This is a genomic window from Longitalea arenae, from assembly GCF_016924755.1.
Lineage (GTDB): Bacteria > Bacteroidota > Bacteroidia > Chitinophagales > Chitinophagaceae > Niastella > Niastella arenae.
In genome coordinates this window covers 473,966-490,187 of record NZ_JAFFJX010000001.1, presented here as the reverse complement: position 1 = coordinate 490,187, position 16,222 = coordinate 473,966, and the positions used below count along the sequence as shown (strand labels likewise).

At 43.9% G+C, this 16,222-nt stretch carries 17 protein-coding genes and 7 tRNA genes; 4 read left to right on the top strand and 20 right to left on the bottom strand.

Going from position 1 to position 16,222, the window contains the following annotated elements; translation table 11 throughout:
* Positions 1-145: 145 nt before the first annotated feature.
* Positions 146-1,249 carry a metallophosphoesterase gene (locus JT717_RS02210; protein ID WP_205508545.1) on the top strand — a complete coding sequence of 368 codons (1,104 nt, stop codon included), beginning with the start codon at positions 146-148 and terminating at the stop codon, positions 1,247-1,249.
* A gap of 50 nt (positions 1,250-1,299) precedes the next feature.
* Here JT717_RS02210 and JT717_RS02205 read toward each other — a convergent pair whose 3' ends face one another.
* From JT717_RS02205 to JT717_RS02125, 17 genes are all read right to left on the bottom strand, one after another.
* Positions 1,300-2,763: an RtcB family protein gene (locus tag JT717_RS02205; RefSeq protein ID WP_205508544.1), complete on the bottom strand. Its 1,464-nt coding sequence runs from the start codon at positions 2,761-2,763 to the stop codon at positions 1,300-1,302.
* An 11-nt stretch (positions 2,764-2,774) separates the two neighbouring features.
* A complete protein-coding gene (locus JT717_RS02200; protein WP_205508543.1) occupies positions 2,775-3,341 on the bottom strand; it encodes a DinB family protein in 567 nt (188 codons plus the stop codon).
* A gap of 160 nt (positions 3,342-3,501) precedes the next feature.
* Positions 3,502-4,602 (bottom strand): slipin family protein, encoded by a 1,101-nt coding sequence (locus JT717_RS02195; RefSeq protein WP_205508542.1) that lies wholly within the window; start codon positions 4,600-4,602, stop codon positions 3,502-3,504.
* A 605-nt stretch (positions 4,603-5,207) separates the two neighbouring features.
* Positions 5,208-5,666 (bottom strand): PcfJ domain-containing protein, encoded by a 459-nt coding sequence (locus tag JT717_RS02190; RefSeq protein WP_205508541.1) that lies wholly within the window; start codon positions 5,664-5,666, stop codon positions 5,208-5,210.
* A 77-nt stretch (positions 5,667-5,743) separates the two neighbouring features.
* The gene (locus tag JT717_RS02185) at positions 5,744-5,959 is read right to left on the bottom strand and encodes a hypothetical protein (protein WP_205508540.1); all 216 of its coding nucleotides are present in this window, start codon (positions 5,957-5,959) and stop codon (positions 5,744-5,746) included.
* A gap of 156 nt (positions 5,960-6,115) precedes the next feature.
* Positions 6,116-6,598: a ribonuclease H-like YkuK family protein gene (locus JT717_RS02180; protein ID WP_205508539.1), complete on the bottom strand. Its 483-nt coding sequence runs from the start codon at positions 6,596-6,598 to the stop codon at positions 6,116-6,118.
* A 145-nt stretch (positions 6,599-6,743) separates the two neighbouring features.
* A tRNA-Phe gene (locus JT717_RS02175) sits at positions 6,744-6,818 on the bottom strand.
* Positions 6,819-6,894, bottom strand: a tRNA-Glu gene (locus JT717_RS02170).
* A gap of 8 nt (positions 6,895-6,902) precedes the next feature.
* A tRNA-Arg gene (locus JT717_RS02165) sits at positions 6,903-6,973 on the bottom strand.
* Positions 6,974-7,056: 83 nt separating this feature from the next.
* Positions 7,057-7,129: transfer RNA gene (locus JT717_RS02160), tRNA-Gln, on the bottom strand.
* A gap of 7 nt (positions 7,130-7,136) precedes the next feature.
* Positions 7,137-7,207 (bottom strand) — tRNA-Asp (locus tag JT717_RS02155).
* A gap of 6 nt (positions 7,208-7,213) precedes the next feature.
* Positions 7,214-7,285 (bottom strand) — tRNA-Gly (locus JT717_RS02150).
* A 5-nt stretch (positions 7,286-7,290) separates the two neighbouring features.
* A tRNA-Pro gene (locus JT717_RS02145) sits at positions 7,291-7,363 on the bottom strand.
* 151 nt (positions 7,364-7,514) lie between these two features.
* Positions 7,515-7,658 carry a hypothetical protein gene (locus tag JT717_RS02140; protein WP_205508538.1) on the bottom strand — a complete coding sequence of 48 codons (144 nt, stop codon included), beginning with the start codon at positions 7,656-7,658 and terminating at the stop codon, positions 7,515-7,517.
* 783 nt (positions 7,659-8,441) lie between these two features.
* Entirely contained in the window at positions 8,442-9,113 is a 672-nt protein-coding gene (locus tag JT717_RS02135) for a response regulator transcription factor (protein WP_205508537.1), read from the bottom strand.
* Positions 9,114-9,131: 18 nt separating this feature from the next.
* On the bottom strand, positions 9,132-9,878 hold the full coding sequence (locus JT717_RS02130; RefSeq protein WP_205508536.1) for a sensor histidine kinase: 747 nt from the start codon (positions 9,876-9,878) through the stop codon (positions 9,132-9,134).
* A 674-nt stretch (positions 9,879-10,552) separates the two neighbouring features.
* Positions 10,553-11,065 carry a hypothetical protein gene (locus JT717_RS02125; RefSeq protein WP_205508535.1) on the bottom strand — a complete coding sequence of 171 codons (513 nt, stop codon included), beginning with the start codon at positions 11,063-11,065 and terminating at the stop codon, positions 10,553-10,555.
* 245 nt (positions 11,066-11,310) lie between these two features.
* Here JT717_RS02125 and JT717_RS02120 point away from each other — a divergent pair, with 245 nt between their 5' ends.
* The gene (locus JT717_RS02120; RefSeq protein ID WP_205508534.1) at positions 11,311-11,595 is read left to right on the top strand and encodes a hypothetical protein; all 285 of its coding nucleotides are present in this window, start codon (positions 11,311-11,313) and stop codon (positions 11,593-11,595) included.
* On the opposite strand, the gene JT717_RS02115 is transcribed toward JT717_RS02120, so the two are convergent.
* The 3 genes from JT717_RS02115 to JT717_RS02105 all read right to left on the bottom strand — a co-directional run bounded on the left by JT717_RS02115 (position 11,584) and on the right by JT717_RS02105 (position 14,104).
* On the bottom strand, positions 11,584-12,693 hold the full coding sequence (locus tag JT717_RS02115) for a PA0069 family radical SAM protein (protein ID WP_240347778.1): 1,110 nt from the start codon (positions 12,691-12,693) through the stop codon (positions 11,584-11,586). The two genes, JT717_RS02120 and JT717_RS02115, sit on opposite strands and share 12 nt — an antisense overlap.
* Positions 12,694-12,855: 162 nt before the next feature.
* Positions 12,856-13,467 (bottom strand): 2'-5' RNA ligase family protein, encoded by a 612-nt coding sequence (locus JT717_RS02110; protein ID WP_205508533.1) that lies wholly within the window; start codon positions 13,465-13,467, stop codon positions 12,856-12,858.
* Between the two features lie 25 nt (positions 13,468-13,492).
* The gene (locus JT717_RS02105; RefSeq protein ID WP_205508532.1) at positions 13,493-14,104 is read right to left on the bottom strand and encodes a 2'-5' RNA ligase family protein; all 612 of its coding nucleotides are present in this window, start codon (positions 14,102-14,104) and stop codon (positions 13,493-13,495) included.
* Positions 14,105-14,177: 73 nt separating this feature from the next.
* Between JT717_RS02105 and JT717_RS02100 the strand changes: the two genes are divergently transcribed.
* Both JT717_RS02100 and JT717_RS02095 read left to right on the top strand, forming a co-directional pair.
* Positions 14,178-14,612, top strand: a complete 435-nt coding sequence (locus JT717_RS02100; RefSeq protein WP_205508531.1) for a LexA family protein — start codon at positions 14,178-14,180, stop codon at positions 14,610-14,612.
* Positions 14,613-14,813: 201 nt separating this feature from the next.
* Positions 14,814-16,097, top strand: a complete 1,284-nt coding sequence (locus JT717_RS02095; protein ID WP_205508530.1) for a Y-family DNA polymerase — start codon at positions 14,814-14,816, stop codon at positions 16,095-16,097.
* Positions 16,098-16,222: the final 125 nt, after the last annotated feature.

Below are 16,222 nucleotides of genomic sequence, written 5' to 3'. Positions count from 1 at the left end.
CAGGGCAGGATTCCGGAGAGGACCAGGCTCATTTTAATATTGCCTGGGTAAACTATTAACCCGTATTGATCTATAAATGACTGTGAATTGCTATCTTACTAAAGTAATACATTTCAGGCAATTGAAAAAAACCTGATTTTCGGGCATGAAAAAACTGTTGCAACGTTTATTCAAGAGACCTGTTACCTGGCTGGCGGAACGGCTTTCCACGTCACCTCAAAAGGATAAGATATTTGCCTCATTAACAGCGCTTCTTAAAAATATCAGGAATAAAAAATCGAGCTGCGGCATCATTGTTCCCTTCGACCTTTCCAGCGGCCGGTTCATCATTCTATCTGATGAACACAAAGGCGCCGGTGACTGGGCCGATGATCATCGCCTGGCGGAAAAAAATTATCTGAATGCGCTTGACTATTATTATAACAACGCTTTCCATCTTATTAACCTGGGTGATTGCGAAGAACTATGGGAAAACAAACCTGAGATCGTCATGGAAAAGAACATGGCAGGTTTTAAGGCTGAATTACGCTTTTTGCAAGCGGACAAATATTACCGGGTCTTTGGCAACCACGACCTGCAATGGAAATTCGACATTCCCCGTAACCGTTATCTGAAACCCGTTTTTGGTGACAAGCTTGTGGTGTATGAAGGGCTGTTACTTACAACTACCTATAATAACCGACTGTATTCTATTTTATGTACCCATGGCCATCAGGGCGATCAAAAAAGCGATGGCAATGCCTTCAGCACCTGGTTTGTTGCTGCTATCTGGACACCTTTACAACGCTTTTTGGAGATCAGCGTCAACTCAACCTCCGACTCCTTTGAGCTTGTTGATAAACACAATATCATGATGTATGAATGGAGCGCTACACAAAAAGACCTGCTGTTCATTTCAGGCCACACTCATAAACCGGTATTTGCTTCCTTAGACCATATAGAACGGCTTACCAAACAACTCGAAAAAGCAAGGACGGAAAAAGACACTACAGCCATTCAAAACATAGAGGCAGAACTTGAGAAAAGAAAAGCTGAATATGCCGGAAAGCAATTTCACAAAACGATGGTGATCCCTTCCTACTTCAATACCGGTTGCTGCTGTTTTGCCGATGGAGATATTACGGGTATTGAAATTGAGGGTGATAATATCCGGCTGGTGAAATGGAAAGAAGAAAACGGGCAATCGCACCGCGTGATCCTGGAGCAAAGCCCGCTTTCTTATGTTTTCGAGAAATTATCGAACACTTGATGAGTTATAAAATGACAATGCCGAAGTACTGCTACTTCGGACATGTATCATTATTCACCGTCCACCTGGTTTTTTATTTTCCATTTCTTTGGTTCTGTTCCATCCATTTTTACAATCTTTGGTGAGAACTTACCCACTATATCAATCAGGGCCGACTGGCTTTTCATCACCACCTCAATATCCTTGTAGGCATGTGGTGCTTCATCCAGCCCGCCTCCCAGCAATTTCACCCCTGCCCGCTGCAGCTGTTCTTTCAGCTCTTTATGTGTAATGGAATTCAAAGCTTTGGTACGGCTCATTTTACGACCGGCGCCATGGGATGCAGACGAAACAGATGCCGCCTGTCCTTTACCTTTTACAATAAAGCCGGGAGCGGTCATGGATCCGGGTATGATACCCAGCACATCTTTTCCTGCCGGGGTGGCGCCTTTCCGGTGAACGATCAGTTCCTTCACTTTTCCATCATTATCCACCATCATTTCCTTCCATGCAAAATTGTGGTGATTTTCAACCATGGTTATGGGCCTCTCACCAATCGCCTTTGCAATCTTGTTATGAATTACATGATGACAGGCAGATGCATAATCACCGGCCAGGTTCATAGCCATCCAGTATTCAATGCCTTCCGGTTCGTCTAATTGCAGCCAGGCCAGGTTGGCGGCGTCACCGGGCAATCGCCTCATTTCTCTTGCGAGCTTAGTATAATGATTCGCGATATTGGCCCCTAAGGCCCTTGAACCGGAATGGGTTAATAAACCAATGTACAATCCGGCATCGATGCCCAGTACGCCATCTTTCTCAGCTACTTCAACCAATCCAAATTCTGCAAAGTGGTTTCCAGATCCGCTCGATCCCAGTTGCTTCCAGGCCCTTGTTTGCAATCCTTTCAGCAAGGGCAGCTCATCAAATTCTTTCCGCTCCATTACTTCATGATCGGCGGCTTCTTCAAAAACAGCTCCGCTACCAAACAGTGTAGCTTCATTTAACTCACGTGTAAAGAAATGTTCCCTTTGCACCAATTCTTTGGGATTGATGGGGAATACGCTTAAACACATACGGCATCCGATATCAACACCAACGCCATAAGGTATTACCGCATTTTCTGTTGCCAGTACCCCACCGATCGGCAGGCCATAGCCCGCATGCGCATCGGGCATTAATGCCCCGGCCACGCTGATAGGTAAACGGGCCGCCTGTTGCATCTGATGCATTGCGCCTTCTTCAATAAACTCACCGCCAAATACATTAAATGGGATACCTGTTGTATTCAATTCTATAACTTCGCCCGGTTCGTCTATTTTCTTTGGTATAAGTTGTTGTGCTATTAAACCCAATACCGCATCGTTCTCATACTCTACCGGAGCGCTTAATATTTTTCTCAATAGATCCATCACATCCTCCTTTTTCTCATGCTTATAGTTCTTCTCCATTACGTTCATGGCAATGCTTATCACCGGTCCTTCAGGATAACCGATTGCCCGTAACTCTTTTCCTGATATTTTTAACTTCGCCATAATTTGTTTTATTAGCTTACGCCAAGATTAAACTCAATTTCAACCGCTTCCATCTGTGTAATATGCCTTTTGGCATGTTGAACCACAAAGTATATATAATGGTAAACGTCTATCTTACCCAAATTATTTACACTCATCATAGTTTTATGCAGCACCCCTTCACCATGCTGCAATGTTGATAGAAGCATACAGCATTGCTTCAATTGTTGTTCCAGCTCGTACCGTATTTTGGCAACCGGCATTCTGCCCCGTGGTTCCGTATGACCCGGCCGGCTCCAGGCAAACGATCTGTGCTGGCCGATTGGTTTTAATCGTTCCCAATCAAGGTCATAGCCCGCCAACATGCCTGAAAATTCTTGTTTTTTTGATCTTTCCAACGCTTTTTTTGTTCCCTTTCTGATCAACATTAACAGATAATGGTTTGTCAGTGAAACATGTTCCAGAATTTTACGAATGCTCCATCCGGTGTTGTCGGGTGCATAATGTAAAAGCTCATTATCAATGTTAAACCATTTGAATAATTCATCAAATGTTTGTTTCAGCTCTATCTCAATTTTATTAACTACTTGTGTCACCATACATTAATGCTTTTGGGTTGAGCTTATCGGTTTGATCGAAGGGAAATAAAAGCAGCCCCGCGAACCGGGGACTGCTTTCTTCTCAAGGCTATACAACTTCTGATACTGCTGTACCTAACTGATGTACAGATCTATGTCGGGCGTCTGTAAAAAGGCTGTTTTATTTCTGCGATACCAGGATCTGCTTCAGCTGATCGATCAATACACCATTGCCGTTCACACTGATATTACTGATCTTATCGGCGATCTTTTCCACGTATTCCATTTCCTTCAATTTCCACAGCATCGCATTTTCTTCCATCAGCTTGGCAGTGTTCAACAGGCTCCGGGTGCTGGCTGTTTCTTCGCGCCGCATGATGATATTGGCCTGCGCCTTCTTTTCTGCGATCAATACCTGGTTCATGATCTCCTTCACGTCGCCAGGCAGTATGATGTCGCGGATACCAAAGCCACTTACTTCCACACCCAGCGCTTCTGTACTTGCCTTTACAGTTTCCAGAATGAAAGGAGTAATGCTTTCTTTCTTCTCCAACAGTTCGTCAAATGGCAGTGCGCCCACATATTCGCGCAACGCCAGCTGAAATATCATGTACAGCTGGTAACTGAAGTCCTTGTTCTGCAACATGGCCTTTTCTATATCGGTTACCTTATACTGTGCCCAGGCATTTATGCGCAGCGCCGCTTTGTCTTTGGTCAGAATTTCCTGACCGTTTATTTCTGCCTGCTGCTGACGCATATCCAGTTTATTGATCAAAATAGCAATCCCATTTTTCCACCAGAAATAGACCCCCGCCTGCAGGGTCTGCACATACTTACCATCAACATACAATACGCCCTGCTCGTTGTTCTCGATGTTAAAGCAGCGTACATAAGGCGCCACCAGTTTATGCTGCAAAGCAGCACGATCGATATTTTCAGTGATCTCGATCTTACTGATGTCGGCCCGAACGAAATCATACTGCATCAGACTTTTCCAGAAAGTGTAGCGGCCTGCAGTCAATACCTGTTTCAGTAATCCATTTTCGTACTGCAAAACGATCTCATTGTCCTTCACCTCTACTACATGCAGGGCATCTGCCAGGGCAGGGTCCTGCAACAGGATGTTCAGCTCAACAGGCGCAACGAATGGCTGCGTTATATTGTAAATATGTACTGTTTCATTTTTCCAGAACCAGTAATTTCCTTCTTTCAGCATACGCTGGTATACGCCGCGTTTAAACACAAGCGCAACCTGGTAGGCGTTTACACGAATATTTTTCATTGGTACTTTTTTAAGGGTTAATTAAATAAAGCCGGTCTTATTTTCCACCCGGTAATTGCGGAAGTAACTTTTATTAGTGCTCGTTACGCCAGTTCTTCATCGTAATATTTGTTGTAGCATCTTCAACAAACAGTTCTTTGAGCGAAGTGGCATAAACCCTACCAATGCCTGATCACCTGCAAGGCATTTACCCGATTGCAGTTGCGCCAAAGGCGGAACCGCTGGTCAATAACCCGGCTTTACGTTGCAATCACCATTTTTAGGGAAGCGGTGTACTTCCTGAATTAAGCATCCTCAGTGCTTTGCGTTTACCATTCCGCCAATCCTCGCTTTGAAGGATGTAGGATTCGAACCTACATTGATAAATACTGTCATTCTGCCACTGAACTATCCCGTTTCAGAGCGGGAAAGGGAATCGAACCCCTGCCGACAGATTTGATGGCTGGCATATCCCATTGCAACAACAGCATACAGATAGTTACTACGTCTGCACTGTAGTGCTTCTTTGAAACACAGACCTGGTTTGTTTACAAAAGGTGTATACCAGTCTTCCCGTTGGGGAAGCTCTTTCTTTCTTATTTTTAATAAGAATTAATCTTCTTTGCTTACAAATAAGCTCCTATCGACAACTGCCGCTTTTTGGCCCATAACTCCATACATTTCCTTACTTCGTTTGATACCGGCTTATTCATCTTTCCTTTTGCCTGAACAATTTTTTGTGCTGCGATATTGACTTCGATAGTTGCCAATGTTTCCTGCATTTGTTCAGTGGTATATCTCCTGAATGAATAAATAGCTGTTCTTCCCTTTACACACAAATACGCATAAGAAGCAACACAATGTTTCATTGTTCTCCCTTCTTTCATTAACTCCTTTGTAGATATCAGCTCCTCAACGACAATATCTCCCTCTTCCTTCTCAAACCGGTACCCTTCAATACCGCATGGGCGCCAATATTGTAACCCGCCGGAGTAAGATGATCTCTTATGCCATTCATCACTTTGTTTCAGCAACGATTGTAATGTTCTTCCCTTAAGATTGTAACCGGCATTTGTTCTTTTCATTTCCCGCACATAATCTATCAGTTCTCCGGTTTTTGAATGATTGAACAAATACCGGTCAAGGTATATAAGCGCTTTTTTCAGTAACTTTTTGTCCGGTTCCTGTTTGCTCGACGCATTCGCACGTCTGAATTAGAAAACCGGCTAAGGTCTTCACCCGTGTATAACAGTTCAATGATCTCCTCGAATTTTTTAAACCGCTTTTTCGAAAAGCGCAATACTTCGTTTATTTTTTGTTCGCTTTCTTGCTTTAATAAGAGCGCCTGCGCTCTTTCATGCCTTTGCATTTTAGCCATGTCAGTAATATTTTACCATGAAATACTTCGGCGGGAAATTGACTACGCTGTTTCCACGCCGTTTCAGATATTGAATAATTACTGAACCTTAATACTTTCTTCATGACTAATTTTTAAAGCTTTAAAAGCTGTGATAAATATTTTTTATTCCTGTATTTACTGAACCACCTTATTCGCACAACATGAACTTGCGAAGGCATGTGGTTTGGCTTTGAACTCAAATCCCATTCCCATGATATAACCCATGGCTTCTTTCAATGCATCATTACTTTTGAAGTTCGGGTTGGTATTGATGTCGGCATGCACTTCCATGTCAACATTATAAATAGTAAACAGGCGACACAGTGCATACGCTGTCTCAATACTTTTTGAAACCTCCATCAGCATACGTTGTTTAATGTTCATCTTTTGCCGGCTGGTTTCGTTGTGTATATACATGAAACCACCTTTTCCTTTGCGAATGAACACAATTACCGTAGCGAATTCTGTTTCTTTACCCTTAACCTGGCTATCAGTACCAATACACACTTTCAGCGTGTGGCCCATCTCCTTCTCGCGAACCAGTACGGCTCTTACTTCGTCTTCAATGGGTCTTTTGATCATAGTACCATCCAGCCGCCTCCAATGACGCTGTTCCATGGCTTACCTCCATTCTGTTGATTTAGTTTTTAATTTAATTTTGGCTCAAACCAAACTTGTTCTTTTGCCGGACTCTCCGGCTCGAACGAAGACTCTCAGTTTTGGAGACTAACATGCTGCCATTACATTAAGTCCGTATTGTGCGTGGTGCCCCGTGGAATCGAACCACGATGATCCCGGCTTCAACGGGATGCAGTAGAACCATCTCTGCCAAAGCACCTGGTAGTCTGTATGAGGCTCGAACTCATGCACCTGGTTCGAAAGACCAGTGCCCTGACCAACTAGGCGAACAGACCATTTATTGCTGGCTTAAGAGGAGTCGAACCTCTGTCCCTGCGTTCGTAGCACAGTGTTCTTCCATTGAACTATAAGCCATTACCGGGTGAGCTGCGGGATTCGAACCCTGTTCTTTCCATTCACAGTAGAACACTTTACCAATAAGCTACAGCCACCATTTGTTGTTGAGGCTGGGTTTGAACCAACACCATCAGTGTCAAAGACTGATATGCTTAACCATTACACCACTCAACATTTTTTGCGGTTAGTAAGGAATCGAACCCATATCTTCGGATCGACAATCCGGGATGTTAACCTTTACACCAACTAACCATAGAGAGCAGCACCAGAGATTCGAACTCCGTCCTCCTGATTGGAAGTCAGGCACGCAACCATCAACGCTTGTACTGCTTTTGTATAGGAGCCAGGACTCGAACCTGGAGCCTCCCCGATCCAAACGGGGTATCCGACCAACCGGAATACTCCTATATGTGGTAGCGGTTATGACCGCCGCTACCGTTTTCATAAGGTCTGACTGTACATAGGTTTAATGGTCAATGAATGTTTTTGGAAAAGCATCCGCCCGCCGGCGGACGCTTATTTCCCTCCTTTTTGAACCTCGTATCTTTTTTGATCATTTTTATCGAATCTGAAATGCTGCCGGATGCCGCGCTTCCCTTTGATCATCCTGTTTTGGCAGGTTCTTTCTATTCGCTTTCGCTTTATTGTCGAATAAAGCAGCAATGAACCTGATCACAAATACACTCATTAATAATTTCATCATCTACCTTCCTTTTTCTTCATGGTTGAAGTTTTATGATTATGACACTTTCAGCCTCTTGCAAGGCCAATAAAAAAGCCCGGTCGTTTTTGTCGACCGGGCTCTTTATTCGATACCTGTTATTACAGTTTCGCTTAAACACAACCTGGTCGTATTCGTATATCTTTCTTATCACTACCGCCATCAATGCATACCACTGCTTCCGCATTCGCACACGTATTCCATTGGATAAATTGTCTTGAACTATCCATCTTCATTCGTCGTATGTATAACATCGGTATCGGCATCAATTCTTTATAATGATTTAGATGTTTGTATCAATAAATTGCATAAAAACGCTTTTAGAAATTTTTTGTAATTGCATTAACTAACTCCTATACGCATCTGAACATTACATACCCATCCCTTCAGGGCATTACTCGCCTTTCGCTGTTGTTTTTTTAAACAGCCGGCAAACAAAAAACCCCGCAATTCCTTGCGGGGCCTGTGTTATATTGAATTAGTTGATCCAACTTATTCTTCAGCGTAACACGCCCCGCAAACAGTAAAGTCACCCACCGGACTCCAACCGTATTGTGCCTCTGTATTTTTATGTTTGCGATTCATGTTTGTTGATTTGTTTATGCAAAGGTGTTAATAATTTTTCAATTACACCAAATAATTTGGAAAGTTTTTTAAAATTATTTTTTCACCGCCGGTAACCGCAGGGTCATTTTCGGTTATACATGGGAGATCCATTGGAATGACAAAGATGCGCTGATCAATACGGTTATTATAGCCGGAAGCTTATATATTGCCCGGCTTGTACAGGTTATTTTTTATAGCATAGATGATGATTCCGGCGGTATTCTTCACTTCCATTTTTTCCATGATCTTTAACCGTAACCCCTCCACGGTACGTACACTCAGGAAGATCTTTTCGGCAATCTGTTTGCTGGTGAGCCCATTACATATATCGGCAATGATGTCGATCTCGCGTTCGTTGAACTCTGGTTTCTGTTTTTGCTTGTAGGGATTGAACTTGCTTTTGGCAACCATTTGCGCCAGCTTGTTAGAGGTATGGCGGCAATAATAAGGCTGTTGCTGATACACCGACTTGATCGCTTCTACGATCTCATTCTTATCGGCGTTCTTTAACAGGTAACCGCGGGCGCCGGCTTCGAGCATATCAATGATCAGATCTTCTTCATCGAACATGGTGAGGGCGATAATGCCTATGTGCGGGTAATTTTCAGTAAGATGGCGGGTAGCGGCAGCCCCATCCATAACAGGCATCTTCACGTCACTGATCACAATATCCGGCTCCTGGGATATCACCTGTTCAATCAATTCTTTGCCATTGGCAGCTTCTGCCACCAATAAAATGTCCTGTTGCTTCTGCAACATTGCCCGTAATCCGTCGCGAAAAATTTCATGATCGTCGGCAATAGCAACCTTTATATTGCCCAATGTTTTCATATAAACACCTGGTTCTGGTCAAAGTGGAATTTCAATCGTATAGGTGGTACCTTTTCCTGGCTCAGACTGACAGGTAAGTTCACCCCCCATTACCTCGGTCCTGCTCTGCAAGTTACGAAGTCCAAGGCCCGGATTGTCTTTTACTTTGGCAAAATAATCAAAACCTTTCCCATTGTCGGCCGTCATAAGCAAAAGACGGTTGCCCTCCGTTACCATTTTAATAATTAACAGGGATGCCTGGGCGTGTTTTATGGTGTTGTGCAGAATTTCCTGTATTATACGGTAGATATTGATCTCCTTGTGCTGATTGAGGTGGATGTCCTGCTCACATATAAATCTTATTTCTAATCCATACGTATCCCGGTTATTGTCAATAAACTCGGTAATGGCTTTTTGAAGGCCTTTTCGTACCAGTGTATTGGGCATGAGGTTGTTCGATATCTCCCGCATTTTGCGAATAATGCTGTCCAGGTGCGTGCTTGATTTGCGGATCATCTCCTCATCATCGGGGTCGGTAGTATTGAGACTGTTGATCTGGAGTTTAACGGCAGATAAGAGGGGGCCTAATTCATCATGCAGATCAGAAGCTATACGCCGGCGTTCTTTCTCCAATGTATCAATTTCAGCCTGTATCTTTTCCTTATGCAGTTTCAGGCTGCGGCGCTGATAGCGTATAATGGTTATAATAAAGTAGATCAGGATTATACCCACTACACCAACTACTATCAAAACAGACTGGTAAAGTTCTTTTTCCTGGGGATCCATATTACTGCTACTGCATACAAAAGATTAACCAACAAGTTTGAATAAACACTTATTCCCTGCAATTCCCGCCTGAACTCCTTGCTCACATTATACATAAACAGAGATAAGCCGGTCGTAACAACAACTATAAAGAACGTGTAAAAAATGATTATTCCCAAACTGATCCAAAACTTAGGATTCCTGAAAATGCTGCTGCGCTCATGCACCACCATTTTGTTAAATGTACTTACGCTGAAAAAGATCAGTGCGAATGCATATAGGATAAAAAAATATAAATTATGCTTGAAGAAGCCGGTTAACAGGCTATTTTCCAGCAACCATATTACGAAAAAAATACTGGCAATTGTAATAAAGGTCGATCTCTTCCGGTTGAACAGACCCCAATTATGAAATAACCAAAGGAACAGAAAGAAATCGATGTAGGAAAAAATGTTCAATAAAAGTATGAATGCGTCAGGATGCCCGGTCTCAGTGAGGATCCTGTTTAGTATTTCAACGATCAATACCACAATTACGCGATAAATGAAGGGATAGTAAGATGGAGCTATCCTTCGAAATCTTACTATCCCGATTATTACAGCAAAGCCGATGCTTAAACTTAAAATGAAACGTACGGTACTATCCATTGTACGAGGAAATCACTGTCATTGAATTTGTAATAATCTTTCCATGCTCTAAGGCTCCAGTCCATCACAGGGCGGACTGCATTGACCATATTCCAAACCACCATCATCATCATCAGCCTGTGCTGCCAGGGCTCCTCTTTTATTCTTGATGTATACATTATTACCTGCTGAATCAACACCTACTATCATTAATCGCAAAGCTTTTTTCTTTTCAGGACCAGGTTTAATTCCATAATAGAATTTAAGCCCTACTACCTTGGGGTTTTGAAAAAACTCAACGATCGAGGCTTTGTTAAATGTTTCGCTATCTGGTATGAACAGGTCAGGAAAGGATCTTTTAAGACTGTCGCGGGTGTTCCTGAAATCCTTCTCATAAATGTCAATGCTCATCACCGGAATAAAATGATTTTTTCTGCCAAGGGCAGACGTGTCTTCGGGTACGCTGATACATACAAGATCCTTTCCTTTGTCCTCTTTACAGGAGCCGCTGAACATTGCTCCCAATAGAAATAAAACTGCATAAGGGTTAGTCAACAGGGACTTTTTAAGGTTGGTTGCCATAATAAATATTTTGGTTAAACGGGTGGCTAAAGGTATTTGTTAATGCCTGCCATAAAATCCGTAGAACTACTTAATTTAAAGATGGCTACTACCTGTATCTTTTGGTACTTTAACGCTTGCCGGCCAGGCCGATAAAAAGGAACTTTGGAGCAACAATCCCCCCGTTCCAGGTAACAGTAGAGAAACCAGTCACAATAGAGAGCATTCGGCCCAATTGAACATTTATAACTTTTAATTTTAATGTCATGAGACAGCAACAATCCTTCAATAGCCATTCAAATCCTTTACCGGCAAAGGAGATTGCCCCCGCATCTTTTCAACCTATTATGGCCGATTCAGTGGAAGTAATGGAATATTATTACAGAGGAAAAATTCAGGAACTGGAACAGTCCCTTGCGAAACTTAATTTATTGGACAATGCCCGGGAAATAGCCAGCCTTTGCAAATCTATTGTGCGCACGAGAGAAGTACTTAAAAATGTCATTATAAAGAAAGGGACCCAGGGTTCTGCTCAACCCTCAATCAAATAACCTTCCCTGAGCACCTGGTCTTCGGAAGCTGGTCGTATCCACATCCAGATCTTCGGTGTTCATGCCATATAATTTACCGTATTTGCGATATTGCTGGGCTATGATCTCCGCAATATCGCCTTCCCCCCGCATCCGTACGCCCCATCTTGAATCATTCACCTGGCCATTATGGCTTTGCTCTATCATATGCCATACTTTGTCGGCCCGGTCAGGAAAATTTTTATAGAGCCAGTCATGGAACAACAACTTAACGGAACCATTCAGCCGAACGAAGGTATAAGCGGTAGACGTAGCGCCATGTTCTTTGGCTGCTTTCATGATCCTTTGCATTTCATGTTCATTCAGACCAGGTATCATGGGCCCCATCATTACGCCTACCGGGATCCCTTCCTGGCTTAGTTCCTGAATAAGCCTTAACCGTTGCATGGAGGTAGTGGTCCGCGGTTCCATTACGCGTCGAAGGTCTTCATTCAATGAGGTAATAGTAACCAGTACCGAAACCAGTTTCTTTTTAGCCATTTCTTTAAGAACATCTATATCCCGCACCATACCGCCATTTTTACTGATGATACCTACCGGCTGGTTAAATTCCCTGCACACTTCCAGTAATGACCTGGTTAAGCGGTATTTTTGTTCAGCCGGCTGGTAGCAGTCGGTATTGCCGCTTAAACTAATGGGAACACATTCCCATTTGGGATTCATCAGGAACTTGCGCAGGAGCTGCGCCGCATTCGTTTTTACGATGATCTTTCTTTCAAAATCAAGGCCCGCGCTGTAACCCCAGTATTCATGCGTATTGCGGGCATAACAATATATGCAGCCATGTTCGCAGCCCGTATATGGGTTCATGCTATACCACATGCCTACATCCGGACTGGTTACTTTATTCACCAGGCTTTTAGCTTCCTGTTCAATATACTGAGTGGGTTCCTGTTTTTCGCTCCAGTCATCAATTCCTTCCACGTGCTCCTGCACCTGCTGGTCTTTCAGAAAGCGGTTCCTGGTATTGAGCTGGGCGCCACGGCCCTTTTTATACTGCTCACTCTCCTGCATTTTCCGCGGCGTTACCCGGTAGCTATCCTGCTTTATCTCTTTCATTACTTTCTATTTAAATTTTACACTTAACCGCGCCCGCCTCCCGGGCGATCTTCCCATTCAATACCCGTACGACGCTCCCGCCCGTCCCGATAACTGTCCGGACAAGGCGGGAGGTGGTCAATTTTAAATGAAAGACTGAAACAACACCACTACAAGCATGGACTATACAAATAACTCCCCTTGTTTTGTCGTAACGGGTAAATTCAAAAAATCAAAACGTTTTCCGATCTGCCACGATCTATCACCCAGGCGGCGCTTCAACAATAGCATATGATCGGCTATAAAAGAACCGGTAAACTGGCGGTGCGAAAATTCAAGCCAGCCTTTTTCGTATTGCCAGGGCAATAATTTGCGGCCAATGACAATATATGGTTCATCTATGAAATAGGGCTTGTGTTCATTATCCAGTTTCATGAGCCGCTGATCTGCGCGTATTTCACGAACGAGGTTATTAACAGGAACTTTAGTAGTTACGTTAATGAACAAGGTATGTGAAGGGAAACTGCCGTAGTCTTTTAATGACACTTTAAAAGGCGGAAAACCCATACCTACCACATTTAGCCGGTTCAGGATCCGTTCTTCCATCATTTCAAGCTGTGTAAACCGTACGAGCGCAATATGTGGTTTGCTGATCAGTGCAGCTGAATTTTTATAGGTTTCGCTAAACTCGGTTCGCACTTTCGCGATCTTGTTCCTCAACTCTTCATGCGGGTTCAATACCAACATATATTCATTGACTCTGCAACCGGGTATAGACTGAATATTGATTTTCATAATCTGATGTTTGGATTGTTAATGATCAGGCTACTTCACTATATGATTTGTGGTTAGCGGGTAAAAAGCGGAATACGGTGATTGTTTTGCTGGCTGCATAGGGATGATCGCGGCCTAATAATACCAGCTCAGTAGCCATAAAGCGGGCCCGAAATGTTTTGCGCGAATAAACAGGCATTGTCTGCTGATATACGGGCTCGGGCAGCTCATTGGCCACAGCTATATGCGGTATACGCTCAAATGTATTTATTGCCATGGTTTGCACATGGCCATCCAGCTGTTTCAGTTGAGCGGCCAGTTGCTGTAGTGGTTGGGGATTTTGAATACGCAGGCAGATGCTGTGTTGTGGAAAACCGCTGTAATTATTTAGGGTTATTTCAAAACTATTATGCTGGCTGCAGATGCGTTGGATCCACCGGATCAGGGTTTCCTCCATGCCTTCGCCGGCATAAAAACCAGCTACCATAATATAGGGGAAGGAACCGGCCGTTTCCACGCCATAATTCATTACAAACCGCTGTTTCTCCGCCATAATCTTTTCATATACAGGGGCGTCAGGATATATGACCAGCCGGTACTCCCGCTGATTGCTGCCATTCCAGTCAAAAGGCGTGTTTTTTACTAAGCCGGTGTTCATAAAACATTTTTTATTGGATCATAAATTTAGTATAAATTTACTAAATAATTTAGTACATCAAAAATTAAATTATATGGAGGGGGATTATTTTCATGGAACATCGTACCGGGGAACCAAAAAGTTCTCACAGCAGGATGTTAAGACCGCCGATGCAACCGGCTTTGGCGCTGCGGCTGATGATTATATGGAAAGAGGCATTGATCTGAACGAACAGTTGATCCATAATAAACCGGCTACATTCTTCATGCGTATGCGTGGTGACGCCATGACTGGCGCTGGTATCTTCGACGGAGATATTATTATAGTGGACCGCAGTGTGAAAGCCGAAAGCGGTAAAGTGGTGGTAGCTTCATTAAATGGTGAAATGTTGGTGCGGCGGCTCGAGAAAACGTTCAATAAAGTAAGGCTGCTGGCTGAATCGCCCAAACATGCCACCATTGAAGTAGATGCATCCTGTGATTCGCTGGGCATTTGGGGTGTTGTTACATACAGCATTCATTCCCTGTAAAAATGTCCGCTATTATATAAGCATAGAACTGATTGAACCATTCCATTAAGCCATCCTATGTGTTTTCGGAGAGGCTGGCCTGTAAGGTGCATCGACGGAGTTTGCACATTTAGTGAGTTTATTTGCACCTCACAGGCCAGTCTCTCCAAACCTGACAACGCCTTTTCCTGGTATTAGCAGAAATGGAAAAAATCACCTGATATGAAAGCAATTGTTGATTGCAACAGTTTCTACTGCTCCTGCGAACGCCTGTTCAGACCCGATCTGCAACAAAAACCGGTAGTTGTTTTAAGCAATAACGACGGTTGTATCGTTTCCCGAAGCGATGAAGCCAAAGCGGCCGGCGTGGGCATGGCTGTTCCTTACTTCGAAGCGAAACCGCTGATCCAGAAACATGATATTGCTGCCTTCTCTTCCAATTACAACCTCTATGGCGACATGAGCTGGCGCGTGATGGAAACATTGCGGCATTTACTGGGAGATGCATCGAAGGTAGAAGTATATTCGGTTGATGAGGCTTTTATAGACCTCGGCGATATACCATTGAATGATCTGTATGATGCCGCCATGAACATTCGTACAACGGTTGAACAGTGGACCGGCATTTCTGTATCCATCGGGGTAGCTCCAACCAAAACGCTGGCCAAGCTGGCCAATTACCTGGCCAAGAAGAACAAGGCGGCCACCCAATGCGTAAAAGTACTGGCTACCCGCGAAGAACAGGTTGTAGCTATGAAACAAACCAGGGTGAATAATGTATGGGGCGTTGGCTGGGCCTATGAAAAGAAGTTGATCGATCTGGGCATTACCAGTGCATGGGAGTTAAGTACTATGCCTGAAGAATGGGCTTATACCAACCTGGGCGGCATTGTGGGTGCCCGGCTGATCAGGGAATTAAATGGCCTGCCCTCCCGGGAAATGGAAAAACCGCTGGTGAATAAAAAGATGATCGCCACCACCCGCATGTTTGGCCAACCGGTTACCGATCTCAATGATATTAAAGAAGCGATCGCCACCTATACCTCCCGCGCAGCCGAAAAGCTGCGCCGGCAGCATAGTGCTGCTAAAGTCATCAGTGTATTCATTGTTCCGCGGGAACAGAATTATGAAGTAAGTTTTCGCCGGGGAGCTACGGTTAGTTCACATGTTACCCTGCCGGCAGCAACCAGCAGTACGCCTGAATTAATTAAACCCGCCGTGCAGCTGGTGGAATCTTTATACGAACAGGGTAAAGTATACAAAAAAGCGGGCGTGATGCTGGCCGGACTGGAACCCGATGTATCCATCCAGGGCAATCTGTTTACGCCTGGTCCACAGAAATACCACCGGCTTTTAATGGACATGATGGATAATATTAATTTCAGTATGCGGGATGATGTGCTGAAGTTTGCCACTTCAGGACTTGCCCGTAACTGGAAAATGCGCCAGGAATTGCGCAGTAAACGATATACCACCCGGTGGGAAGAATTGTATGAAGTGAGCTGAGTATAGAAGACCTGTAAGACCATTACATGGGGCCGAATTATTATCAGGTTTTATTCGACCTGACCGGTCGCCTCAAAAAAGCCCGCCTGTCAGGAGCTCAAGATCCAACTGCAATGCATAGCTCA